This window comes from Enteractinococcus coprophilus (assembly GCF_006716305.1).
In the GTDB taxonomy this organism is placed as follows: domain Bacteria; phylum Actinomycetota; class Actinomycetes; order Actinomycetales; family Micrococcaceae; genus Yaniella; species Yaniella coprophila.
Genome location: NZ_VFOU01000003.1, coordinates 392,631 through 416,093, shown reverse-complemented (window position 1 = coordinate 416,093; position 23,463 = coordinate 392,631). Strand labels below are relative to the sequence as shown.

General features: G+C 58.5%; 17 protein-coding genes and 2 riboswitches. Of the genes, 5 read left to right on the top strand and 12 right to left on the bottom strand.

The features are described from left to right. Nucleotides 1–19: 19 nt before the first annotated feature. The 6 genes from FB556_RS09910 to FB556_RS09885 form a co-directional block, all read right to left on the bottom strand. Nucleotides 20–1,546, bottom strand: a complete 1,527-nt coding sequence (locus FB556_RS09910) for an FAD-dependent monooxygenase (protein WP_141867208.1) — start codon at nucleotides 1,544–1,546, stop codon at nucleotides 20–22. Between the two features lie 103 nt (nucleotides 1,547–1,649). Beyond that, entirely contained in the window at nucleotides 1,650–3,791 is a 2,142-nt protein-coding gene (locus FB556_RS09905; protein ID WP_141867206.1) for an HNH endonuclease signature motif containing protein, read from the bottom strand. A 329-nt stretch (nucleotides 3,792–4,120) separates the two neighbouring features. Continuing rightward, nucleotides 4,121–4,996 carry an ABC transporter permease gene (locus tag FB556_RS09900; protein WP_141867204.1) on the bottom strand — a complete coding sequence of 292 codons (876 nt, stop codon included), beginning with the start codon at nucleotides 4,994–4,996 and terminating at the stop codon, nucleotides 4,121–4,123. A gap of 3 nt (nucleotides 4,997–4,999) precedes the next feature. Next, nucleotides 5,000–5,989 carry an aliphatic sulfonate ABC transporter substrate-binding protein gene (locus FB556_RS09895; RefSeq protein ID WP_141867202.1) on the bottom strand — a complete coding sequence of 330 codons (990 nt, stop codon included), beginning with the start codon at nucleotides 5,987–5,989 and terminating at the stop codon, nucleotides 5,000–5,002. 2 nt (nucleotides 5,990–5,991) lie between these two features. Then, nucleotides 5,992–6,783, bottom strand: a complete 792-nt coding sequence (locus FB556_RS09890) for an ABC transporter ATP-binding protein (RefSeq protein WP_141867200.1) — start codon at nucleotides 6,781–6,783, stop codon at nucleotides 5,992–5,994. A 9-nt stretch (nucleotides 6,784–6,792) separates the two neighbouring features. Further along, nucleotides 6,793–6,882: riboswitch (SAM riboswitch) on the bottom strand. Between the two features lie 138 nt (nucleotides 6,883–7,020). Then, a complete protein-coding gene (locus FB556_RS09885; protein ID WP_141867198.1) occupies nucleotides 7,021–8,481 on the bottom strand; it encodes an APC family permease in 1,461 nt (486 codons plus the stop codon). 120 nt (nucleotides 8,482–8,601) lie between these two features. Further along, nucleotides 8,602–8,691, top strand: a riboswitch (SAM riboswitch). Between FB556_RS09885 and FB556_RS09880 the strand changes: the two genes are divergently transcribed. Then, nucleotides 8,685–10,091, top strand: coding sequence for an LLM class flavin-dependent oxidoreductase (locus tag FB556_RS09880; protein WP_141867196.1), 1,407 nt, complete (start codon nucleotides 8,685–8,687; stop codon nucleotides 10,089–10,091). Its footprint overlaps the riboswitch before it by 7 nt. Nucleotides 10,092–10,202: 111 nt before the next feature. Here FB556_RS09880 and FB556_RS09875 read toward each other — a convergent pair whose 3' ends face one another. Next, nucleotides 10,203–10,970: a hypothetical protein gene (locus tag FB556_RS09875; protein ID WP_141867194.1), complete on the bottom strand. Its 768-nt coding sequence runs from the start codon at nucleotides 10,968–10,970 to the stop codon at nucleotides 10,203–10,205. 199 nt (nucleotides 10,971–11,169) lie between these two features. Between FB556_RS09875 and FB556_RS09870 the strand changes: the two genes are divergently transcribed. Next, on the top strand, nucleotides 11,170–11,667 hold the full coding sequence (locus tag FB556_RS09870) for a MarR family winged helix-turn-helix transcriptional regulator (RefSeq protein ID WP_141867192.1): 498 nt from the start codon (nucleotides 11,170–11,172) through the stop codon (nucleotides 11,665–11,667). Here FB556_RS09870 and FB556_RS09865 read toward each other — a convergent pair. Both FB556_RS09865 and FB556_RS09860 read right to left on the bottom strand, forming a co-directional pair. Further along, nucleotides 11,664–12,686, bottom strand: a complete 1,023-nt coding sequence (locus FB556_RS09865) for an MsnO8 family LLM class oxidoreductase (protein WP_141867191.1) — start codon at nucleotides 12,684–12,686, stop codon at nucleotides 11,664–11,666. The genes FB556_RS09870 and FB556_RS09865 overlap by 4 nt on opposite strands. A gap of 55 nt (nucleotides 12,687–12,741) precedes the next feature. Beyond that, nucleotides 12,742–14,283 carry a thiamine pyrophosphate-binding protein gene (locus FB556_RS09860; protein ID WP_141867190.1) on the bottom strand — a complete coding sequence of 514 codons (1,542 nt, stop codon included), beginning with the start codon at nucleotides 14,281–14,283 and terminating at the stop codon, nucleotides 12,742–12,744. Between the two features lie 102 nt (nucleotides 14,284–14,385). On the opposite strand from FB556_RS09860, the gene FB556_RS09855 reads away from it, so the two are divergent. Beyond that, complete coding sequence (locus tag FB556_RS09855) at nucleotides 14,386–14,838, top strand: CoA-binding protein (RefSeq protein WP_141867189.1); 453 nt, start codon at nucleotides 14,386–14,388, stop codon at nucleotides 14,836–14,838. A 38-nt stretch (nucleotides 14,839–14,876) separates the two neighbouring features. On the opposite strand, the gene FB556_RS09850 is transcribed toward FB556_RS09855, so the two are convergent. Next, the gene (locus tag FB556_RS09850; RefSeq protein ID WP_141867188.1) at nucleotides 14,877–15,812 is read right to left on the bottom strand and encodes a GIY-YIG nuclease family protein; all 936 of its coding nucleotides are present in this window, start codon (nucleotides 15,810–15,812) and stop codon (nucleotides 14,877–14,879) included. Nucleotides 15,813–15,869: 57 nt separating this feature from the next. After that, nucleotides 15,870–16,790 (bottom strand): LysR substrate-binding domain-containing protein, encoded by a 921-nt coding sequence (locus FB556_RS09845; RefSeq protein ID WP_141867187.1) that lies wholly within the window; start codon nucleotides 16,788–16,790, stop codon nucleotides 15,870–15,872. Nucleotides 16,791–16,865: 75 nt separating this feature from the next. On the opposite strand from FB556_RS09845, the gene FB556_RS09840 reads away from it, so the two are divergent. After that, entirely contained in the window at nucleotides 16,866–17,342 is a 477-nt protein-coding gene (locus tag FB556_RS09840) for an HtaA domain-containing protein (RefSeq protein ID WP_141867186.1), read from the top strand. After that, nucleotides 17,339–20,428, top strand: a complete 3,090-nt coding sequence (locus FB556_RS09835; protein ID WP_141867185.1) for a cytochrome P450 — start codon at nucleotides 17,339–17,341, stop codon at nucleotides 20,426–20,428. Before FB556_RS09840 ends, FB556_RS09835 begins: the two co-directional genes overlap by 4 nt. A 277-nt stretch (nucleotides 20,429–20,705) precedes the next feature. On the opposite strand, the gene FB556_RS09830 is transcribed toward FB556_RS09835, so the two are convergent. Beyond that, a complete protein-coding gene (locus FB556_RS09830) occupies nucleotides 20,706–23,339 on the bottom strand; it encodes an HAD-IC family P-type ATPase (protein ID WP_141867184.1) in 2,634 nt (877 codons plus the stop codon). Nucleotides 23,340–23,463 lie beyond the last annotated feature (124 nt).

Here is a 23,463-nt window from a genome sequence, read left to right as displayed (position 1 = left end):
GTTAGCGATTCAGAGTCGCTCAGCTTGTCGGTGCCACGACGTCAAGAATGGTTTTGAGTAGGGCATTGCGGTCGATGCGTTTGTTGACCTCCTGGCGTGTCGCGCCAGAAACTGCGACGACGCCGTCGGGCCGAATCAGTTGGACTGCGTTGTTGTCGGTATACCAATACCAGGTGCCGGGTGGCTGGTGGCGGGTGATGGCACTGGCCGCACGTTTGCCGGAGAGCTTGTCACGACCCAGCACCAGTGGTCCGTGCTGGTAGGCGATATTGAGCCCGGCCATGGTTTGACCCAGGAATTGCCGGGCCGCAGTGCGCGGCAACAGCGTGGGCGCCGCGGTTCCTAAAACGCGACGTCCGGCGCGTCGGGAATCCGTGACCAGGGTCGTGATTCGTTGTACCCGAGCCACCATGCGCTCGATCACCGGACGCCGTTCAGATTCGTAGCTGTCAAGCAGTTTTGCGGCATCTTTTGACTCCAGGCGGTGTGCCAGAGCCAGTTTCCACATCATATTGTGCGCATCATGGACCCCAAAGTTCATGCCTTGCCCGCCGACGGGACTGTGGACGTGGGCAGCGTCGCCGGCCAGAAATACCCTGCCTGAGCGCAACGGGGAAGCAATGCCGTAGGAGGGCGAGAATCGCGAGGTCCATTCGATATCGTGGGCGCCAAAGTGAATGCGGGCGCGCGACGCAATGAGCCCATCGAGTAGCTCTGGGCTAATCGGCTCGGCCGAATCTTCAGAGACATACGGCAGATGCGCCACGATACGCCACAACCCGTGCGTCGGCAACGGGATGAGCAAGAGGAAGCCCTCAGGGGCGAGGACAGCTTGGGCTTCTCGGTCGGGTAGGTGTGCGGTGGTATAGGCATCCGCGAGAATGAATGACGCTTCGGCCTCGGCGCGTTTGAATTTAGAACCAATGTTGGCGCGCACCGTGCTGTGGCCGCCGTCGGCACCGACAACCCATGATGAGGTGACGGTCTTGGGCTGGTCATGTGTCGATACTTTCGCCGTCGCCGACGCAGCCGATTGCTGCAGGCCAGTGAGCTGAGTTCCCCATTCCACCGCGACCTGATGGCGGGCCAAGGCCTGTTCTAATAGGTTTTCCACCTCGAATTGGGGGATGATGAGCCAGTGCGGATAGGCGGTATCGCCCCAGTCCAACTCGTCCAGTGCAACCCGGCCGCGGACGCCGAATGAACCACGGAGATTGAGGGCTTTCAACTCGCGACCGGCAGCGGCGACGTCGTCGGCTATGCCCAACGCGGCAAAAATTTCCATGGTGCGTGCGTGGGTGACCAGCGCTTTGGAATACTGCGTGCGTTCGATTCGTTGATCGATGATTCGCACGGTCATGCCCGCTTGGATGGCCGCAAGGGCTGCCGTCAGGCCCGTGGGGCCAGCACCCACGACCAGCACATCAGGGGAAGCGGTCGAATCAACCATGGTTAAAAGTATATGGGCGGCGGGAGCGAAAGTAAGTGTTCCAGCAGTCCATCGCTCCGCCTCTACGAGTTGTTCTGACGAACGGTAGCAGCGCATCGTGCTTATCTTCCGATGGGCCGTTCTTCGATGGTTCAACAACCAACTTGTGCCCAAGTTCGAAGGTTACCGGCAATTCTACGGACGCTGTCAGTGGTGGCAGTTAGTCATCCCAGTAAGTGTTTCGTATCGGTGTCTGGCTTGGGTCAAGCCACGGGGCGGGGATCCAATAGAGGACACCGTGGTCATCCCACGTTGGTGACCAGACCCCTTGGTGGACGTGGTCGTGACAGGCATTACATAACAAAATGAGGTTGGTGGTATTGGTGCCACCGCCGTCGCCCCAATAGATGGCATGGTGGCCTTCCGTCCATACGGGAGGGACACGGCACCCAGGGCCTCGACAGCCACCGAGCATTGCGGCCGCTAGGATTTGATAATCGCTGAAGAGTCGCTTTCCTTTGCCGAGGAATAATGGCACGCCAGCTTGGTCGAAAACGGCGGGGATAACTTTCGCGTCGCATAGATCCTTGAGTACTGCGCTGGGTGAGATGCTGCCCGTCTGGTAGCGATGCGACACATACGGGTGACCGCGCTGTTGTGCGTGCGGAGGTGTCGGTTCAAGGGAACTGTCCGGCTGGTCGTCTGGAGGGTCTGCGGTATTCGACCAGTACCTACCTAACAGTGGATCTGCTCCAAAGAATGCTTCAGGGTCATTGGTGTCAGGCGGAAGGTTGTCGTTAATGAGTGCCTGCCACGGTTCGAAGCGTGGCGGTGGTTTCGGATTGAAACCAGCCATCCCCGGGTTTCGCCGGTAGTCATCATCGAGACGATAAGTTTCTGGGAGGGTGTCGCGGAGCATATCGATGAGGGTCTGGTAATCCATGACGGTCCATAGAATCGATGGTGCACGTTTATATTCGGCCATTCCTTCGGCTCCAGGGGAGCGTTTGCCCTGGGCCTTCAGGATGGTGAAGAAAATATCGTGAGCTTTCTCCTCGCGGCTGCGCGGATCGAGCGTGCGTACCTGCTCCCGAGAGACCTTTTCGCCATCTTGAGTTTCCATAAAGGTTTCAGCGTCGTCAACCGCATCATCCATGTGCTGGTGAAATTGCCCTAGCCGTTCTTCAGCGGAGACCGTATCCTCAAACGAGGTAGAGCCGTCGGAATCGAAATCACCAAAGCGTCCGTCATTGCTAGCTGAGGCAGCGCTTGGCTCCGGTTCTGGGGCGCTTTCTTGGGCGGCGTCATCATGGTGTTCGGTTGACGACGGATCGTTTGTACCATTCGAAGCGTCATGCTGCTCGCTGGTGTTTGAACGGAATTTATGCTGATTGGACTTGAAGTTGAGCCCGGCCAAGATCAGCGCTTCAATGAGCTCTAGGTTGACCACATCCGTGACGATGTTGATGCGAAGTTTTCCGCTGACTATTCGAGTCGTTAGCGAGTTCTTGGTCTTGGTGAGACGTTGCTCTGGTGGGGGACCATCGGGGTCAACGATGTGAGCGATCTGCTGCAGCCACTTTGTGGATTGCCGTGACAGTTCCTGAGGCGTCATCTGCTGGGCTGCATCGGTAAAGATCGGATCCATGGTCTGTAAGATATCGGTCGCGTTGCTTTTATCTAATCCCACCGCGTGATAGAAATCGTAGAACTGGTTGGCAACCTGTGACATGCGATCCATATTCTCGGATGGAATTGTCCCAGCAGCATAGGCTTGGGCCATCTTTGGAAAGAGCGGATCCTTTGTGACGCCGTCAAAGCGCGCTTGTTTCCCGGTCACCAGTTCGGCGCGGTTGAAGTACTTGGTGATATTGCGAGTATCAACGCCAAAGCGGTGGGCCAACCAGCGTTTACCAGTTTTGAATAAGTCGACGCTTGCGGGAATGCCAAGCATGGTATCGCGATCGAGTCGATACGCATGCTCGACGATTCGCGACACATCGATCAGCATGGCATCGAACAGTCGCATAGTGGTCACGAAGTTATCGACGAGCCCCGGCAAAGTATCGTAAAACGCTTCGGGCGCGACCGGGGTAGGGCCTGCGAACTTACCTTTTGAGACAGGCTGCGACGCGCTCGTTTCATGGTCTGCGCTATCCTGTTGTACGGACTCCTCCGCTGCCCAGGTGGTATTCCAATCGGCTCCGGTTGCTACAGCATGCCGTGCGAAGTGCTCATAGGCATGGGGATCGGCCAACCTGGCCTGCTGAGCTTGGGCTAGTCGCAAGTGAAGGGCCTGTATCTGACCTATGGATAGCTCGTTCAATTGGTCATCAGATAAGAGCTCTTGTGTGTCAGGCATCTTGGTTACCACCGTGTTCACCTACTGAGCAGTTCGCGGGTGATGCTGTGATATTCAGCCTAGACAGGGGCGCAGTTCGGCTGGGCGGTAGCCTGCGGGATGTGGACAGATACGGTCCAGCGAAGTGACCTGTGGATAATACGACCCCACGGATACCTCAGACGGTATAATCCGGCTGAAAGAAACCGCACCGAGCCGCGTGAAGTCTGCGGTGGCCAATACCGTCGCCGTCAACGGTTAACTCCCTGCCGCATGACGGCCCCGACACAAAGTACGACGACGCCGTCCGGAAAACTCCGGACGGCGTCGTTGGTTAATAATGGCCGAGTTTAGGTCCAGCGGGCGATGGCACGTTTTTCTGCTAGGCCCAGCAGGGTGTCGGTGATCTTGCCGAGCACGGCCAACAAGATGATCGCCAGGATGAGGCGGTCGGTGCGGCCGTTATTTTGGGAGTCGGTCAGCAGGAAGCCCAGTCCCATGGATGAGGCGATGAGTTCGGCGGCCACCAGGAACAGCCACGCTTGGGCCAGTGCTAGACGTAGGCCCGAGAAAATAGATGGGACGACGGCGGGCAGCTGGACGGTTTTGAATAGGCGGAAGCCCTTATACCCGAACGCGCGGCCGGCTTCGACCAGGTGCGGGTCGACGTGCTGCAAACCGGCGTAGAGCGTGGTGAACACCGGGAAGAACGCGCCGATGGCGATCAGCGTGACCTTGGAGTCTTCACCGATTTGCATCCACAGGATCAGCAGCGGGACCCAGGCCAGCGATGGCACGGCGCGCAGGGCCCCCAGCAGGGGAGTCAGCAGGGCATCAGCCCAGCGAGATAGTCCAAGGATGGCGCCGAAGATCATGCCCAGGACGGCACCGATACCAAAACCAAGTAGCACGCGTTGGACGGAGATGCCGATGTGTGACCACAGGTCCCCGCGCTGGATAAGACCGACGGCGGCTTCGAATACGGCGACCGGTGGGGGCAGCTGGACGGCGGTGAAGACTTCGGCTGCGGCGACGACCCACCAGGCGACCAGCAGCACAACCGGTACGAGGAAACCGACGGCCGGCTTGACGCCTTTGCGATCGATGAATCGGGTTGTATCGGCCGGGTTCGTGGTGTTCAGGGCTGTGCCTGTCCCGTCTGTGTCGGGTGGGGTTGCTGGTGACGTGGTCTCGAGAAGACGTTCCGTTTGTTCAAGCGTTGTCATGGGTTACTCCGCACTGGCCTGTTCAGCAAATTGTGGGGCAAAGAGCGTTTCCAGGGCGGCGTCGACATCTTCTTGGCTGTCAACATCGCCTGAGGTGACAAAGATTGGGGCAATAGCGGCCAGGACGCCGGCTTGTTCATCACCTGGGACAGGGCTGATGTCAAAACCGGAACGTTCTTCGATCACGATCTTTGCGACGTCGAGTTCGATATCGGCTTCGTCGGCTAGTAGCTGGGCGGTTTCTTCTGGGTTTTCCAGCGCCCAGGTGCGTGCTCGCTCGTAGGTGTCGACGACAACTTGGGCGACGTCGGGGGATTCTTCGATGAACTCTTCGGTGGCGTTGAGGAATGAGTAGGTGTTCAGATCCACATTGCGGTAGAGGAATTCGGTGTCGGCCTCACCACCGGCCATGATGGGGTCCAGACCGGACCAGGCGTCGACCGAGCCGTTATTCAGCGCGCTAAAACCGTCGGCGTGCTGTACGTTTTGAACCTCAACATCCGATAGGTCCAGACCGGCTTCTTCTACGGCTTGGACCAGAAAGAAGTATGGGTCGGTGCCGCGGGTCGCAGCAACCGAACGGCCTTCGAGGTCTGCTACGGATTCAATATCCGAATCCTTCGGCACCACCAGGGCGGTCCATTCCACGTTGCCGACCACGCTGATCGTCTGGATCGGGGTGCCGGTCGACCGGGCAAGCAGAGCTGCCGAGCCTGCGGTGGAGCCCACGTCGATCGCGTTGGCACGGAGGTTTTCGTTGGCCTTATTGGAGCCTGCGGAGAAGACCCATTCGACGTCGCCGTCGAGTTCGTCTTCCAACCAGCCCTGCTCCTTGATGATCAGCGACAGCGGGTTGTAGGTTGCGTAATCGATGCGCAGGGTCTCGGCGTCAGCCGCGTTGGTATCGGCGTCGGCATTTTCTCCAGCGCACGCGGTCAGCGCCAGTGCTGCAGCGAGGATGGCTGAGGTGAGCGCTTTACGTGGAAGTGACATGATTAACCTTTCGAGGATGCAAGTGGTTCAACACCAAGGCCAGCAAGGAGTGCTTCGCGCAGCACGACCAGAGCCGGGTCGTGGCTGGCGCGTGGGCGAGGTGCGGGCGGTGTAAAAATGTTGGCGATGGTGGCGCCTTCAGTGTGGGGTGAGGCGTCGAGTAACACGATCCGGTCGGAGAGCAGCAGGGCTTCGTCGACGTCGTGGGTGACCATCACGGTGGTGGTGCCGGTTTGGGCGTGGACGTCGAGTAGGAGTTGCTGCATCTTGATGCGGGTGAGCGCGTCAAGCGCGCCGAAGGGTTCATCAAGCAGCAGGATCTCTGGGTCGCGTGCCATGGCCCGAGCCAGGGAAGCGCGCTGGGCCATCCCACCGGAGATCTCACGCGGCCGGTGATCGGCGGCCTCCGCGAGACCGACGAGGTCAAGGAGTTCGGCCACGCGAGCGGTAGCCGTTGATTTGGGTGTGCCTTCGGGCAGGCCGATCGCGACATTATCGGTCACGGTTGCCCACGGCAGTAAACGTGGCTCTTGGAAACCGATCGCACAGCGCGGATCGTAGGCCGCGACCGCGGTGCCATCGATGAGCACTTCGCCGGTGAATCCCACATCGAGCCCGCCCAGGGCGCGCAATAACGTCGACTTCCCGGAGCCGGAAGCCCCAATAATCGAGATGATCTCCCCGGCGGCGATCTCCAGGTCAATGTTGGTCAGGATCTGACGGCTGGTGCCATTGGTCCCGAAAGCACGGCCAACATTGCGGCACACCACGGCAGAGGTATTTGCATGAGTCATGAAAAATTCACTCCATCGACTCTTGGCGTTAGCACCTGCCCGTGCGGGTGGTTGCTGCGACGTCAACGAGCCAAGTCTCTCAGTCGCTCTGGATGGTTACCGCATCTAGCATAGTCATAGTGCAAGCCAAAGTGAAAATACGGCCATGCTGCGAGGCGTCATAGGATGTAAAAATGGCGTGGTGCCTACCTGAAAACAGGCTAGGGCACCACGCCGGTTCAACGTAGGTTCAGCCCGTTAGCGCTCTGAGTTTTGTTTCGCTCGCCGTCGTTCTTGCACGATTTCCAGGACGCGCTGACCGGCATCCGGGCCGGGTGTGACACCCGTGGGCACTTTGAAGAAGAACAGTGCGCCGATGCCCCACCAGATCGCAAAGATTAGCCACGGCTGCCACCCCAGTGCTGATGGCATGCCGGGTAGGTACACACTAAATAGCACGCCGGTCAGGATGATCGAAGCCCAGCCGATGATCTCGCCGCCTCGGCCGGCGCCACCGATCCGTAGTGGACGGGACATGTCAGGGTCGCGACGACGCAGCACGATGAAGATCACCGAGACCATAAAGTAAGCGATAATGATCGATGGTGCGCCCGAGTCCACGAGCCAAGTCAGCATGTTTTCGCCGAAGAATGGTGCCAGCAGCGACAGGCCCCCAAGGAAATACAGGGCGTTGGCCGGGGTTTTGTACTTCGGGTGCAGTGTGCCAAACCAGGCTGGCAGCATGCCGGTATTGGCCATCGAGTACACCAGGCGGGAAGCGCCGAGCAACAGCGAGTTCCACGAGGTCAAGATCCCGGCAATCCCACCGGCAATGAGAATATTGGCCATCACCTGGGAATTGAACAGCGTACCGAACGCATCGGCGACGGCGATATCGGTTTGTGCCAGTTCTTCGACACCCATTGCCGACGACGTCGTCACCACGACCATGATGTACCAGGCGGTGGCCATCGCAACCGAGATGATCACCAGGCGGCCGATTTTGCGCGCCGGGACGTTGACTTCTTCCGCCGATTGCGGGATGACATCGAAACCGATGAAGAGGAACGGGATGGCGATCAGCACGGTGAAGAACCCGGCGGTACCCGGGGTGAACAACGGCTCCATGTTTGACACTTGGCCGCGGGTGGTCGAGCCGAAGATCATCAGGACACCGACGACCAGCAGGAAGATGACCGTAAAGTTTTGGGCAATTGAGGCCTGTTTGACGCCGCGCACGTTGAGCCAGGTAATCACCAGGCCGCCGATCACGCCAATCATCGCCCACGTCAGATGCACCGTATGACCGGCCACGTCCCACAGTGGAATCGCGTTAATTTCGGGAAAAATATAGGCCACGGTGCGTGGGAACGCGACGGCTTCGAAGGCGACGATCGTGACGTAGCCGCCCACCAGCGCCCACGAACCGATGAACGCGAAACGCGGACCCAAGCCGCGCAACACGTACTGATGCACGCCGCCGGCCAATGGCATGGCCGAGGTGAGTTCCGAGTAAACCAGCCCGACGGCGGCCATGATCGCGCCACCGACCAGGATGGCCACCACGGCCCCCATGGTGCCGGCGTTTTCAATCCAGCCGCCCGTGAGGACAACCCAACCGAAACCGATCATGGCGCCAAAGCCTAAGGCCAGCGCGTCGATATTGGTCAGCGTTTTGGCCAGTTTAACCGGCTGCTGACCTGTGGTTTGCGTTGACATGTTGTTACCTTTCGTACAAATTGACCCGACTGAGTATACGACCGCGGCACCATGTGCTGCGCAACAATGTGACGATGCGACTGGCAATGTTGGTCACACATGTGTTTGAATCGGTAGTGGAAACCATCCAGAGCGGCTAAGAGATCTGGCTCGACGACGCCGCAGCAACCACCCTGTAGGGGAAGGTGCTACCGCCAGAACCGATGGAAGGAGAACTCATCGTGTCATCACAACGTCAAATCCTCTTTAACGCCTTCGACATGAACTGTGTCGGCCACCAATCACCAGGTCTCTGGCGTCACCCGCGGGACCAATCACGCGATTACAACAAACTGTCCTACTGGATGAACCTGGCGCAGACGCTAGAAAAGGGCCTGTTTGATGGCCTGTTCATTGCTGATGTCTTGGGCCCCTATGACGTCTACGGTGGCAACGCGAATGCTGCGCTGCAATCCGGCGCTCAGGTACCCGTCAATGACCCTTTCTTGTTGGTCTCAGCGATGGCAGCCGTGACCGAGCATCTTGGTTTCGGCGTCACCGCCGGTACGGCTTATGAACACCCCTTCCCGTTCTCCCGTCGTCTGGCCACCCTGGATCATCTGACCAACGGCCGCGTGGGGTGGAATGTCGTCACCGGGTATCTACCATCGGCGGCCCGCAACATGGGCAACGATGACCAGATGGAACACGACCGTCGCTACGATCATGCCGATGAGTACTTAGAAGTCATCTATAAGCTGTTGGAAGGTTCGTGGGAAGACGACGCCGTACAGTTCAACCGTGAGACCGGCGTCTTCACGGACCACACCAAAGTGCACAACATTGAACATGATGGTGAATTCTTCAAGGTGCCAGGAGCAGCGGTGACTGAACCATCGCCACAGCGCACCCCGGTCATTTACCAGGCCGGTGCCTCCACTCGTGGGCGCGCGTTCAGCGCGAAGCACGCTGAAGCCACGTTCTTGAACTCACCGACCTATGAGCTGTTGGCGGGTTCGATCGCCAAGACCCGTCAGGCACTGGTTGAAGTAGGCCGTGACCCCTATGATATTCGGGTCTTTGGCATGCAAACCATTATCACCGGAGCCACCGATGAAGAAGCCCAAGAGAAATACCGCGAGCTAGCCCAATACGCAGATGTTGAAGGCGCGCTGGCACTGATGTCCGGGTGGATGGGTACGGACTTTGCAAAATATGATCTCGATGCCCCGATCGGTCATATCGAATCCAACGCCATCCAGTCTGCTGCCGAAACCTTCCGGAAAGCCTCCGGTGACGGCGAGGAGTGGACTGTTCGCAAGCTTGCCGAATGGACCGGCGTGGGTGGCTTCGGTCCGGTGCTCATTGGATCCGGTGCAACGGTCGCTGAAGAATTGATCAAGATTCAGGATGAGACGGATGTTGATGGTTTCAACCTGGCCTACCACATCACTCCGGGCACATTTGAAGACATCGTAGAATACGTTGTCCCGGAGCTGCAAGAGCGCGGTCGCTACAAGACCGAATACTCCGACGGCACGCTACGCCACAAACTCTTTGGCCGTGGCGACCGTCTCCCAGAAAACCACATCGGTGCCGGCTATAAACTCGGCGCCAACGCCGCAGTCTAGCGTTCAACCTCGTAAATGCATCGACCCCAGTTGCCTGGTCATTGTGGCACTGGGGTCGATGTATCTGGAAGCTGCTGACGTGGCAGATAGTGCTAGACGGACCAGCCCACGTTAGTCAACTGGCTCGGCAGGTTCTTCCTGCACAGGCGCCTGCTGGGGTGCCTGTTGTGGGGCCTGCTCGGGTTGTTGCTGGGGCAGCTCACGAGGCGCTTCTGGTGCTGCTGTGGGTTCATTTTCCGGAACAACAGAGTCTTCCTCGCCGTCGGTCGGTGCTTGCGTGGGCTGCGGTATCTCAGACTGGTCTTGGATCCCCGGCTGGTGCTGTTGATCTGGTGTCCATTCGGGATCGTCGCGAGCCGGATCGGTGACCCCGGTGAATGACGTGCCGCTGCTAGCCGGGCTGGTCCCACCGGTGTAGGACGATACCGGACGGCCGGTTGCAAGTTCGAATACCAAGATGATCGCCATCGTCACAACAAAGAGCCCAGCAACCCACCATGCGACACGCTTCCACGGCATGTCCCGCAGCACGTCTTTCAACCCGGGTTTTGCAGACTGTGCACGGGCTGCACCAATAGCGTGGGTAGCATCCTTCTGAGCGGTGATCGGTGCGTTGTCCGCGAGCTGGTCCTTTGGGCGTTTCGAGAACCGACGAGTGCGTTTGGCCTTGTCCGCCGTTTTTTCAATATTGGATTTCGCTCGCTGGAGATAGTAGGCGTAGATACTGCCGCCCACACCAATGATGAGCGTTCCGAGCCCCGCTCCGATGACCGTACCGGAGGCCCCGAGCGTGGACAGCAGGACAGCTGACGTGACAGACCCGAGGGCGGAACCTGTTGCCCCGAGCCAGTTAATTTCTAGACCTTTGGTTTCACTCATTTGCACACCAGTATTGCGAGTCAACCGGAGCAAGGTCAAGGCAAGCTTGCTCAGACACCGCCTATCGTTCGCTACCAGTGCACACCCGTGGTGATCCACAAGCGGCATCAAAATCGTGTGCAAGGTCAATCAACTTCGCGCTATGTAGGCCCACCTGACCGCCGTAACTTTCTGCGTCAAGTAATGTAGGGTTGGTGTCATGTCTGACACACCCGAAACCCGCTGGTTGACCGAAGATCAAGACTATACATGGCGTGCTGTGTGGTCGCTGATGACCTGGCTTCCGGTCAAGCTCGACGCCCAATTGCGCGAGGATACTGGTTTGAGTCTCTACGAGTACTACGCGCTGTCGCAGATCTCTGAAGCCCCGGATCGCCAGATCCGCTTGTCTGAGCTGGCCAGCATCACCAATATGACGCTGTCGCACTTATCGCGCGTCATCTCCCGGATGATGAAATCCGGCTGGGTCGAACGCATCCCAGATCCAGAAGACGGTCGGTATACCCTGGGCAAACTCACCGATGCAGGTATGCAGAAAGTTGTCGAGATGGCTCCCGGCCACGTCGAGGCCGTCCACCAGGCGATCTTTGACCAGCTGACCGAGGAACAATCCCGTGCACTGGGGGAGGCTGCGGCCCGAATTGCCGAAGCCGTCTCACCGACCGGTGAAGTCACCGATCGGCCGAAAACCCGTTAGCCTGCCGCAGCACGCCAGGCTTCTATAAGTAACTGATCTGACGCAAGCTGTTTCTTTGGATCCCAAATATTGCCGGTGACCATCACCTCATCAGCCTGCGTATAGGCCAGCACCTGGTGGATTTGTTCGACGACATCGTTCGGGGTCCCGTAGATGGTGGTGGCGAGTGCTCGGTCGAGTCGGCGCTGTTCTTGCTGTGAGGGGTGTGTCAATCGGATGCTGGCAGGGTCCTCGAGCGGCTGGAAAACCCCGACACTGCGGGATCTGGTGAGCGCCCAGGCCTCGGATAACACCAGGTCTTTGGCGGCCTCGTGGCTTTCTGCCACGGCAATATTGACCGAGGCGATGACATGGGGTGGCTGCTGGCGCTGCGGTGAGGTCGCAAAGTTTTCTCGATAGGCCGCAACGGACGCATTGGTGTCTGGGGTGGCCTTGAGCCCGCTGGTCACGGCCGGTCCACCCAGTACCAGGCCCATGCCGCGTTGTGCGGCGAACTCGGCCGAGCCGCCACCCGTGAGCACAAACAGATCGGTCTGTGAATCATCCTGCGGGTAGGCGGTGATCTGGCCGGTGCCATCTAAATAGGCGATGAGTTGATCGACGTCGTCGGGATAAGAGTTTTTGGCGTTATCGGGCTGACGTAATGCGGCACGTACGGGTTTGGTGAATCCCACCGACGCGCCCAACCCGGCATCGAATCGAGAGCCCAGCAGCGCCTGCAAGGTACCGATCTGCTCGGCAATCACTAAAGGCTGGTGACCGGGCACCATGATGCCCCCGGTGCCCAGACGAATGTGCGACGTGGCCGCCGCCACATGGGGGATTAGCAAGGTGGGTGCTGAGCCTGCAATACCCGGAACCGAGTGGTGTTCGGCGACCCAGAAGCGGTGATAGCCCAGCTGTTCGGCGGCTTGGGCCCGCGCGGTGACCTCGGCAAATATTTGTCGTGCGCTAACGGTGTGGCCGTCAACGATCCGAGTATTGGCGCGGTCAAGAATCGACAGTGCAACGGTGCTCATAGTCTCAGCTCAGCATGTTCACCTGTGGTGTGCAAATACCTTCGCTGACGGGGCTCTACTGTTGTTGCACGGCTAAGACCACCACACCGGAAATGAACATATCCGCAGTCAGTTGCTCCAGGCCGGTGATCTCATGAACCGGTAGCCCGTAGTAGCGGGCCATTTCAACCACCGGCGCTTCCTGCTGGAAAACCACGAAAACGCCGCGTTGCAGATTTTCGACAGCCGTGCGGAAATCGGTGAGCGCATCCATCAGCCCGGATTCATCGGTCACGACGACGATCAGCCGGTCATCGCGTGCGATCGATGCACCCATCCCGGCGACCACGGCACCGGATGGAAAAAACATGTAGCCCCGGTGATCGAGTACCCGCAGGTAACTGGTGGCATACCCTGCCTGGGGTGACTGATCCACGATGACCGTGCGTTGGGTGGGGAGAACCTCTTCGAGTCGATTTAAGAATGCTCGGGCATCTACCGTATCTTCGCGTAGCTGGTGTTCTGGAATTGGCCGGGAGTTCCAGTACTTGGACTGCAAGTGTTCGACCGTTTCTTGGGTCCGATACCCGACTTTGGGTTCGGCCAGCAGCTTGTTGACCTCCAGATCCAACGCAATCGCTACCGCTTGGGCGTCGGCGATCAGCGACTGTGACACCGCAGCGAAGCGTCCCACCGCCCAGGGCGATGTGTCGACCTGGATCAACAGGGTATTGGGGCCGATGAGCTTGCCGTCTCGGGTGGTCCAATCATCAAGCGCGCAGCCAAATGCAACGATCACATCCGCATTGCGGGCCAGCTCGGCGGTGGCCGGTGTCGAGATACGTCCCAGGACACCAATATTGAACTCTTGGTCTTCGAATAACCCGTGCGCTCCGGCCGAGGTGGCTAGCAGTGCTCCAGTGGTGTTGGCCAGATCCACGATCGTCGATTTAGCGTGGCGGGCGCCGCGGCCGGCAATGATGAGGGGCCACCGGGCTTGCGCGAGTGATTTTGCAGCACGAACCACCTGGGAAGTTTGGGGCACGGCGCCGGTGCGTGGGGCGGCGAACTCTGGTTCGGCTTCGTCGGTAATCTCAGCCTCGAGGTTTTCGGGCTTGACAATCAGGACTGCCGGAAGCTGTTTGTTTAGGCCCTCAATGACATCGACCATGGCCTGCGAAACGTTCTCCGCTTCACCTGCTGGTACAGCAATCGCCCCGACCCCGGTTACCAGGCTCGCCCAGTTCGCGCTAATGCCGTTAAACCGTTCATCGGGTTCGACCAGAATAATGACCATCGACAGTTTGTCGCGGACCGCTTGGCCAATTTTGTCCAGCGTGGTCAAAAAATCCTGCGACGCATCCAGCACCACAGCAGCGGGCGGTCCACCAGCGTGGCGGTACCCAGCTGCGGCCATCACCGCGCCGTCTGGTGTTCCCGTGCGGACGGGCCGAAGATCAATCTCCGTAATACCGTCAGCAGTTGCGATATTACCTTCGGCGTTCTCAAACGCATCGCTGAGCTGTGTATTCCATAACTGTCTTGGAATAAACACGGTTTCCACACCGGTAGCTGCACATAACTGAGCTAACCGAGTCGAATACACCACTTGGGCCACGCTACCTCCTGAAGAATAATCAACTCTAAGGATACGGTTTGAATCACGTCAGGTAAATCACCGACCTAGACGTGATGTGCGCCACAACTTTATAGTGGTGCCATGACACAGCTTTCGAATCGTCCACAAACCACTAATGATCCTGAGTTTATTGCGTCTCTTTTGGGTGATGCGGGTGCCACTTGGGCCGTCGTAGGACTGACCGACAGCCCCGACCGTGTTGCCAAGCCCATTGCTTCTTTTTTGAAATCCGAACTCGGCATGAACGTCGTCCCGGTGAATCTGCGCCGCGAACCGGTCAATGGCGATAGGGCGTTTGGGCGCATTGCAGAAATCCCGTTTGACGTCGATGTCGTGCATGTTTTCGTTAACGGAGCCGCAGCAGTTGGCGTCGTGGCCGAGGTGATCCGTAAGGGCATTAAAACGATCTGGTTTCAAAAAGACGTCGACGGTGCCGAGGCGGTCGATGCGGCCCTGAAAGCCGGCATGAACGTCGTCGTGGACACGTGTCCGTCCATCGAGGGGCGCATGCGCTCACTTGGTTGGCGAATGTAAGCCCTGTGAGGTTCAGTTGGCTTTCCTAGACGTCGGGACTAAGCGGAAGTGTGGTCTTCCCCTAAGGAGAAGTTTTGCCACTCGGCGTAAGTCATCTCTGAGTCTTCTATCCGCCATTCCGTCCGGCCGTTTGTAGCGCGACCAGTTATCATAGCCCCCGCTGCGGAGACAGAGCTCATGACTCGATCTCGAGTAAATACAGAATAGTCCTTTGTGGGCACAGGTCGTAACGTCCCGTCTTTGTGGAGGTTTTCAAGCAATTGGCGGTATCCCCGCCGAACCCCGGTCCAGGCACTGGCGGCCTGGGAACCTTCTAAAACGGTGAACTGGCCGTCGTATTCTTGGGCTCGAGCTCTTCGATCCGAGGGCTTATGCTCTAAATAAAAAATTGGAGCGTCTGAGCTAGTAACCGCGGTGGTCACTTGCGTTGAGCGATCGATTTGCTGCCGGGGTTGGCGAAAGATATTGACTCCCAACATTGGCAGCACGATTTCTAGCTCTGCTAAATATGACTCCATGACCGCGATGTCGGCTTCGGGGAGTCGTTGACTTCGATCAGATGATTGTGTGTTTTCCACTTGACTGCGTTGAGCTCTTTTTGCCAGCTGAATGAGGCGCGATTCCAGATACAGTACATGTGCTTTCGTGAGGTTCGCATCCTTGCTGGTCATGAGTATCGCGCGATCCCAAAAGTCCTTCCCGCCTTTTTCGGGCGGCTGGGTGTGGGATTTTAGACGAATGCCTATCTCATCGCCCTCACCGATATATGCTCGGATACTCTCCGGAGCCTCTGGGTCTTCGCCTAATAGGATGTAAACCCCGGTTCGCGATGCTTCTTCGCGTTCCAGCAGTTCCTTTATCCGTGTCCTGGGCGCAGCCGTTATGTGACCTGTCCAGCCGCGCACCTCGGCGGTTAAAAGGCCACCGGGTTTACCATCTACAAGAAACAGATTAAGTTGTTTACCGAAGCTCATAAGGCCTTAGCGTAGTCGCGGCCCAATGTGAGCTGCACCGTTTGTCGTGCTCATGCCTCATTGTCGCGAAAGATCGAACATGTCGAGCATAAGGTCCCGGACGGCCTTTGCTCGATGCGTGGCCCGAGCTTCGCGATCGTAAGACAGTACCACGGGCTCCGTTTCGAGGGGCGGATCGATTGGCAGATCGACAATGCGCAAGCCCTCATAGGACAGTTCGGTATGCGTTTCTTGAAAGAATAGCGAGTAGCCAAAGCCGCGGGCCACCATGGAGCGCACGGTTTCGTAACTGGTGGAGCGGTGAATGACATTGGGGTGCAGGCCCTGACTGTGGAGTAATCGAAGCGTGTTATCTCCGGCCGGTGGTAAGTCCAACAGGATAAGCGGCTCGTCTTCTAGCGCTTTGAGTGCCACGGGTCGCTGGGATGCCAGTGGATGATTGTCTGGTAGAGATACGTGTGGCGTGGCGTGGAAAAGCTCATTGGAGACGACGCCGGTGGGCAAGCCGATCTGGTAGGAAATCATCATATCCAAACGTCCCTCGAGAAGCTTTTGGCTCAGCTGCTCGACGGGACCTTCTTCAATGTCCAAGGTAATCAGGGGCAGCTGGTGGCTGGTGCGCGCCCAGAGTTCAGGAATGATTGTGGCCGCCAAGGTCGCGTAACAGCCGATCTTCACCGAACCCCGCGGTGTATCGTCACGGTTGCCGATCAATAGTGTCAGTTCTTCGGCCTGGGCCAGTAGGCGCTCCGCGTGTGCGATGAGATCATGGCCCGCCGTCGTCGTAATCAGTCCCTTGGCACGACGCCGAATAAACAGTTGCGTGTTGAAGATGGATTCGAGTTCAGTGACCGCCGACGACACCGCGTTTGGAGTGACGTACTTGATGTCGGCGGCTGCCACAAACGACCCGTAGTGCGCTGCTGCAATAAACAGCTCAAGCTGGCGCAGTGTGGGTTGGGTGCTGGGAGAAGTCATAGCTAGATTTTAGTGCACATATAACAACATTGCTCTCACTTGCACTTCACTATTGTCTAGGTCACAGTTAATGGTGTGAACGACAACACGCTCTTTGCACGTATTGACCGCATCGCCGGGCTGGCATGGGGTGTTCACCGCCCTTTCCGGGAATACATCCACCGCCTAGCGGACGGCCACGTCGCGGTGCATGATGGTGCACAGATGTTGGAATCGGGCGAGACGTTGTTTCCATTGGATGTCGAATCGGCAGCTCCGCGCGAGCTGCCGTTTGCCGGCAGTCTGGAATTTCGCGGTCACCAGGGCATGATGGCTGTCACCGTGGCCCATCCCAGGCTTCAACGCGAAGGTGAACGCTGGTGGTTAACCATCGCCGATCCATTTGAACCCGGCGCCCGGATGTCGATCGTGGAGGTTGTGTTCCAGGACGACGCAACCGGCATCACTCGACTGACCGAATCCGGAACAGATCTGTTCATGGGCAACTACACCGACAGCACGGTCTTTGACCCGATACGAATTGTCTGGAAAGAAAAGGACGCACACAAATGACGACAACACATGGCCACGGCAAACCCGCTCCAGTTGCGGATTGGGTGACGATCGAAGAACTCTACCGCGATCCGTTCCCAACCTTCGAACGTCTCCGCGCCGAAGGCGGAGTACACTGGATCCCAGCAATCGGTCGGTATCTGATCACCTCTTATGATGCCGTGCACGACACCGAGCTGGATCAAGAAACCTTTTCGGCCAACGAAGAAGGTTCCCTGATGATCCGAGCCATGGGCCATTCCATGCTGCGTAAAGACGACCCTGAGCACCGGGTCGAACGACAAGCCTGGCAGCCGGTCATGCGTCCGTCTGTCGTGAAGAAAACCTGGGCACCTATTTTTGAACGCAACGCCCAGCGGTACCTCAATGAACTCAAAGCCAAAGGCCCCGGGGCGGATCTCGTGTGGGACTTTGCTGCGCCCTATGCTGGGGAAAACCTGCGCGCCGTTACGGGGTTACACAACGTGACTCAACAGGATCTGCAGCGCTGGTCCCAGACCATGATCGATGCCACCGGTAATTATGCAGATGATCCAGTGGTGTGGGCAAAAGGTGAGGCCTCGTATAACGAAGTCGATGAAGCCCTCGATGAGATGCTGGCCTGGCATAAAATCCACCAGGACGATTCGATGCTGTCCGCTCTGGTTCGGTTGCCGGACTATCAGATGCCGGTGGAATCGATTCGAGCCAATCTGAAAATGACCATCGGTGGGGGACTCAATGAACCGCGCGATGCGATCGGCGTGGCCGCCTGGGCGCTGATGCAAAACCCAGATCAGCTGGCTATGGTCCAAGCCGACCCCGCCCTGTGGGATGCGGTATTTGATGAAGCAATCCGCTGGGTCGCACCGATTGGCATGTACTCGCGGCAAACCACCCGCGACGTCGTACTGCAGGGCACGTTCCTACCGGCCGGCGCAAAACTTGGCATCTCGCTGTTGTCAGCAAACCGAGATGAAAACTATTGGAAGAGCCCAGAGCGCTTCGACCTGACCCGAACCGGCGAAGGCGCTCACCTCGCCTTTGGTAAGGGCGTGCACGTGTGCTTGGGCGCCTGGGTTGCCCGCGCACAGTTCGCCGCGGCCCTGCCAAAACTGTTCTCCGAGCTCCCAAACCTCGGGCTGATTCCAGATCGGCCGGCAGAAGCCGGTGGCTGGGTCTTCCGCGGTATGGATCTGCTGCCCGTACGCTGGGACGCCGAAGTGTCAGCTGTCGAGTCTGAGATGCAGCCAGCACATGTTGCCATCGTGGGCTCCGGACCAGCGGGCTGTTATACGGCTCAGGCCATCACACGCCGTCTGCCGGATGCTCGGGTGACCGTCTTCGATAAATCCCCAACCCCCTTTGGGCTCGTACGCTCGGGTGTGGCCGCCGATCACCAGGGCACCAAGGATGTAGAAGTCCAATTCAGTCAGCTCTTTGAACGCCACGGCGTCGAATTCATCGGCTCCACCACGGTGACCACCGGCCAGCCACTCGACGACGTCGCCATCCACGGCCGCCCATCCTTCCACGCGCCGAAGGTCTCCACGATGCACTCCGATGGCGCCGAAATCACTCTGCAGCAGCTGCGCGACACCCACGACGTCGTCGTCGTCGCCACGGGCCTGAGCGCCGATAACACCCTGGCCATTGACGGTGCGGATGCACCCCAAGTTTATGGGGCAGGACAGCTCGCGCGACTGCTCAACGCTGATGCTCAACAACACCGGACCACCACCCAGCTGCCAACGTTGGGAACTACGACCACGGTCGTGGGCAATGGCAACGTGGCCATGGACATGATTCGGCTGCTGGCCTCCACTGCAGAGCAGTTGGCGGCAACGGATATTGATGAACCCACTCACGCAGCGTTGACCGAGCACTTGCACGCGATCAATGTCATCGGCCGGTCTGACGTTACCGCAGCAAAATTCGATACCGTCATGCTGCGTGAAATCGCTGACCTACCCGGCATCACCCACACCGTGACCGGGTTCGACCCCGAAGCAGCACCTCATGATGCTCGCGCAAAACTCGTGGCCGAACTCGCAGCTCGCCCAGCAGACCCGGCTGCGCGCATGAAGATCAACTGGTACTTCGGCCATACCCCTGATGAAGTAGTCACTACCGACGGTAAGGTCGAAGCGCTGATGATGTCCTCGACGACCACGACGTACAAGATCGCAACGACCTCGGTTATCACCGCGATCGGGTTCCACGGTGACCAAACCGAACAACTGCTGCAGGTCAGTGACGAGGCGCGCAGCACCGGCCGGATCACCGAGGGTCTCTATGCTGCTGGTTGGCTACGCCGCGGACCGGTTGGCACCATTCCGTCTCAGCGCACCGATGCACGTGAATTGGCAGAGGTCATCGCAACCGATCTCGCTGCCCCGCGAATCAAGCAGGTCGCGGGTTTGCCTGCCCTACGTCATCACCTGGCCCGGTCCACCACCTGGGACGGTTGGTTGATGATCGATGCGTACGAAAAGTCCAATACAACCGACCTGCGACCACGCACCAAACTGACCGATACGCAAAAACGCCGTTTCATTGCGGCCTCTGCGACAGCTCTGCCGCGCGCGCAGCAACCGCAACACGAGGTTGAGCTCAACAACGAGCACCTGCCACCGCTGACCATCGCCTATGCCACCGAATCGGGCAATGCCGAATTGGTCTCCGAAGAACTGGTCCGGGCGCTCGCAGACCGTGCCAACGCCACGGCGGTCGATATGTCGACCATGCAACCGGGCGACTTCCAGACGGACACCCCCATGCTGGTCATCACCTCCAGTTATGACGAGGGCGAACTGCCCACCGGCATTCGTGACCTGTATGCCCAATTGTTAGCCGAGGGTACGGATCTCACATCGTTGTACTACGCGCTGTTTGGACTCGGCGATAGCTCGTATGAATTCTTTGCCAAAGGCGCAACCCTGGTGGATGCAGCTTTCCAAGAGTTAGGCGCCCGACGCGTCGGAGAAATCGGGCGGCACGACGCCGGTGGGGGCACGTTGGCAACTGATGAAACGATCGCGTGGGTCACCACCGTCATCGAGGAGCTCGTGCAAGCCGACGCGGCCGATGTTGTCGTGGCCAGCTAGCTGAGGGTAACCGGCATCCTACCTGATGGTTGCGCAAGGGAACAACGTGAGAACAAAGCTTGACTGTGATTGTTGTCACATGCATAATGGTCTCACGATGGAAACCATCTGGTAGTCGCTTGAACGTCGAGATGACTTGCGGCACTACCGAAGACGCAGATGTGTTGTTCCTGTGTGGTTATATGAGGCGGGAAATTCTACTCCTGCTGTACCGCTGAGGTTCTGTGGTTGCGGTACCAAGGCCCGGGGAGGTTCTGACCCCGGGCCTTGCTCGTGCCTAGGCTTTCGGGCGCGGATCGATAGGTGCCACGCCCATGCGCGCATCGTGAATACGGTGGATGATCTCGATCCCGACGGATCCCAGGACAGCGATCGCTACGGCTGCGATAATAATCGGCGCCGGAGGCAGGATGAACTGGTGATACCACAGTAAGACCGGCACGGTGAGTACGAGGATGAACACCACGTACAGCCCAATGAGCATGGCAATTTTCTGCCAGTTCAGTGGCCGTGAGATGACGTTGAGCAGCCACAGGCCCGTCAGGGTCAGCGTGATGAAGGTGGCGGTTTGCAGCTGTTCCATGACCAGCGGAGCGGTGGGATCTTCTGCGGCAAGCGGCAGCACGCCACTGAAATCACCCGCCCAGACTCGGGCGTACCAATTGATACCCCATAGGGCTGCCATCAAAACGACGCCCGAGGGGATGGCGAACTTCAAAGCACGCGACAAGAACCCTGGCACGTAGCGTCTCGGGTTGGGCATCAGCGCCAGAATAAATGAAGCGATCCCGATGAACAGGAAGTCTGCGGTCGACATCTGTCGGGGTAGAGCCGGGTATTGCCAGGCCAGTAGCGAGAAGAACAACACGAAGAGAAATGCGTAGGAAGTCTTGGCCAAAAACAAGTGCGCCAGGCGTTCCATATTAGCGATGACCTTGCGGCCCTCAGCTAGAACATGCGGCAGTCGCGAGAATTTGGAATCTAGCAGGACCATGCGCGACACAGCCTTGGTCGCAGCAGCTGCGTCACCCATCGCGATACCTAGATCGGCAGTTTTAACAGCTAGTGCGTCGTTGACGCCGTCCCCGGTCATGGCCACCACGTGGCCGCGGTATTGCAACGCTTTGACCATTTGCTCTTTTTGATCCGGTGAGACCCGACCAAAGACCGAGTGTTGATCCATGACCTTGGCCATCCCTTCAATGCTATCGGGCAGCTCGCGAGCATCGTAGCCGGGGCCGGGGTGCTCCCAACCGATCTGCCGAGCCACTGCGGCCACGGTGTGCGGGGAGTCCCCGGAAATGACCTTTAGCCCGACGCCTTGTTCCTGGAAGTATTCCAGCGTCTCGCGGGCGTCGTCTCGAACTTTTTCCTCAAAGGTCAGGATTGCGGCGGGGGAGAGGTTTGGCGGTAAGGCCACCTGGTCGCCGAACCAGGGCTGCTGCGCGGTGGCCGCAACCGAGGGCGTCATTGAGTGCGCAAGCATCATGGTCCGCTTACCGGTTGACGAGAGGTCTTTGGCACGCTGATGGTAGCGGTCTTTGGTGGAGTCATCAACACCAAGTGCCGGAATAATTGACTCAGGCGCACCCAGCACCCAGGCCCCAGCGGCCGGGACTGTTGCGCCGGGTTGCCCGAAGGCAAAGGCCGACCAACGGCGTTCCGAAGCAAAGGAGATCGCATCGGTTTGCGGCAGCTCAGGAGTGTCGGGAAACGGCTCGCGCAGGGCCGAGGCCGTGATATTGGCGTTCGGATCCGCTCCGATATGGCCCAACACGAGTCGCCAGCCGCGATCCGTGACGGCAAGCTGTTTGGCTTCGGAGAACTGCATGATCCCTTCGGTAAGCGTGCCAGTTTTATCCAGGCACACGGTATCGACCCGAGCCAGGATCTCCACGGCCGGCTGTTCCTGGATGAGTACCTTCTTGCTGCTCAGGGTCAGGGCAGCCATAGCAAATGAGATGGTGGTCATCAACGCCAGCCCTTGTGGGATCATGGTCGTGATACCAGAGATTGTGGCGATCAGCGCCCAGTTCATGGTGCCGTCAGCGACCACCTGATCCCAACCGCCCAGGGCATTGATCTGTCCCCAGGCGACCACCGCAATCAGCGGGATGAGCGCGATGGTGATCCAGCTGGCCACCTTGTCTAAGGCGGTGCGCAGCTCCGAATTAATTTTCGTAAATTTGCGGGCACGTTTGGTCAGTCTGGCCGCGTGCGAGTCGGAGCCCACCCCGGTAATGCGAAAGTAGCCGTTCCCGGCCACGACCGAGGTGCCCGATAGCACGGTGGCACCGGTGGGTTTATAGACGGGATCTGCTTCGCCGGTGATCAGGGATTCATCAACATCCAGGCTCTCGGAGGCTAACACGAGGCCATCTGCGGGGACCTGGTCACCGGCACGTAGGAAGACAACGTCGTCCAACACGGCCTCATGAAGGTGGATTTCGGTGTGTGTCCCGTTGCGCTGGACGATAATGCCGTCTTGGTGCAACAGCGCGATGCGATCAAGTTTGCGTTTGGCCGAGTACTCCTGGACCACGCCGATGATCACATTGGACACCCCGGCAATGGCGAACAGTAAATCGAGCCAGCGGCCCATGATGATAATGCCCAACGCACAGATAAACAGGACCAAATTGAATAAGGTCAGAATGTGGGTGCGCAGAATAGTGGCCAGTGAGCGCGAAGATTCATCCGGCTGAGTGTTGATCAACCCGGCGTTTTTGCGGGCCGTCACTTGAGTCTCGGTGAGGCCGGATGCTAGCAGGACGTCGTCGGAGATCATTCCTGGGTCCCCAACACCGCGAGCGGTCAACAGCGTGTGGCGATACTCCGATGAGACATCCACCTGGGATGGTTCGGGGTTGGTCGATGCCGCGCTGTGACGCAGCGGGATGGAATCGGACAAAAAGAACTACCTACCTCAAAACGCTGTTGCCCCTTCAATTTTAGCGAGTACTTGGTGAACTGAACTCGTCCGGAAGGTGGAATTTGGCTGTGCACAACACAACGGGTGGGATGATCCCTCACCC

Bases quoted from the DNA above. Each gene is read 5' to 3' on its own strand.
- FB556_RS09900 (WP_141867204.1), bottom strand. From the start codon at position 4,996: ATGACAACGCTTGAACAAACGGAACGTCTTCTCGAGACCACGTCACCA.
- FB556_RS09905 (WP_141867206.1), bottom strand. From the start codon at position 3,791: ATGCCTGACACACAAGAGCTCTTATCTGATGACCAATTGAACGAGCTA.
- FB556_RS09835 (WP_141867185.1), top strand. From the start codon at position 17,339: ATGACGACAACACATGGCCACGGCAAACCCGCTCCAGTTGCGGATTGG.
- FB556_RS09885 (WP_141867198.1), bottom strand. From the start codon at position 8,481: ATGTCAACGCAAACCACAGGTCAGCAGCCGGTTAAACTGGCCAAAACG.
- FB556_RS09875 (WP_141867194.1), bottom strand. From the start codon at position 10,970: ATGAGTGAAACCAAAGGTCTAGAAATTAACTGGCTCGGGGCAACAGGT.
- FB556_RS09870 (WP_141867192.1), top strand. From the start codon at position 11,170: ATGTCTGACACACCCGAAACCCGCTGGTTGACCGAAGATCAAGACTAT.
- FB556_RS09910 (WP_141867208.1), bottom strand. From the start codon at position 1,546: ATGCGCTGCTACCGTTCGTCAGAACAACTCGTAGAGGCGGAGCGATGG.
- FB556_RS09850 (WP_141867188.1), bottom strand. From the start codon at position 15,812: ATGAGCTTCGGTAAACAACTTAATCTGTTTCTTGTAGATGGTAAACCC.
- FB556_RS09845 (WP_141867187.1), bottom strand. From the start codon at position 16,790: ATGACTTCTCCCAGCACCCAACCCACACTGCGCCAGCTTGAGCTGTTT.
- FB556_RS09855 (WP_141867189.1), top strand. From the start codon at position 14,386: ATGACACAGCTTTCGAATCGTCCACAAACCACTAATGATCCTGAGTTT.
- FB556_RS09895 (WP_141867202.1), bottom strand. From the start codon at position 5,989: ATGTCACTTCCACGTAAAGCGCTCACCTCAGCCATCCTCGCTGCAGCA.
- FB556_RS09880 (WP_141867196.1), top strand. From the start codon at position 8,685: ATGGAAGGAGAACTCATCGTGTCATCACAACGTCAAATCCTCTTTAAC.
- FB556_RS09865 (WP_141867191.1), bottom strand. From the start codon at position 12,686: ATGAGCACCGTTGCACTGTCGATTCTTGACCGCGCCAATACTCGGATC.
- FB556_RS09890 (WP_141867200.1), bottom strand. From the start codon at position 6,783: ATGACTCATGCAAATACCTCTGCCGTGGTGTGCCGCAATGTTGGCCGT.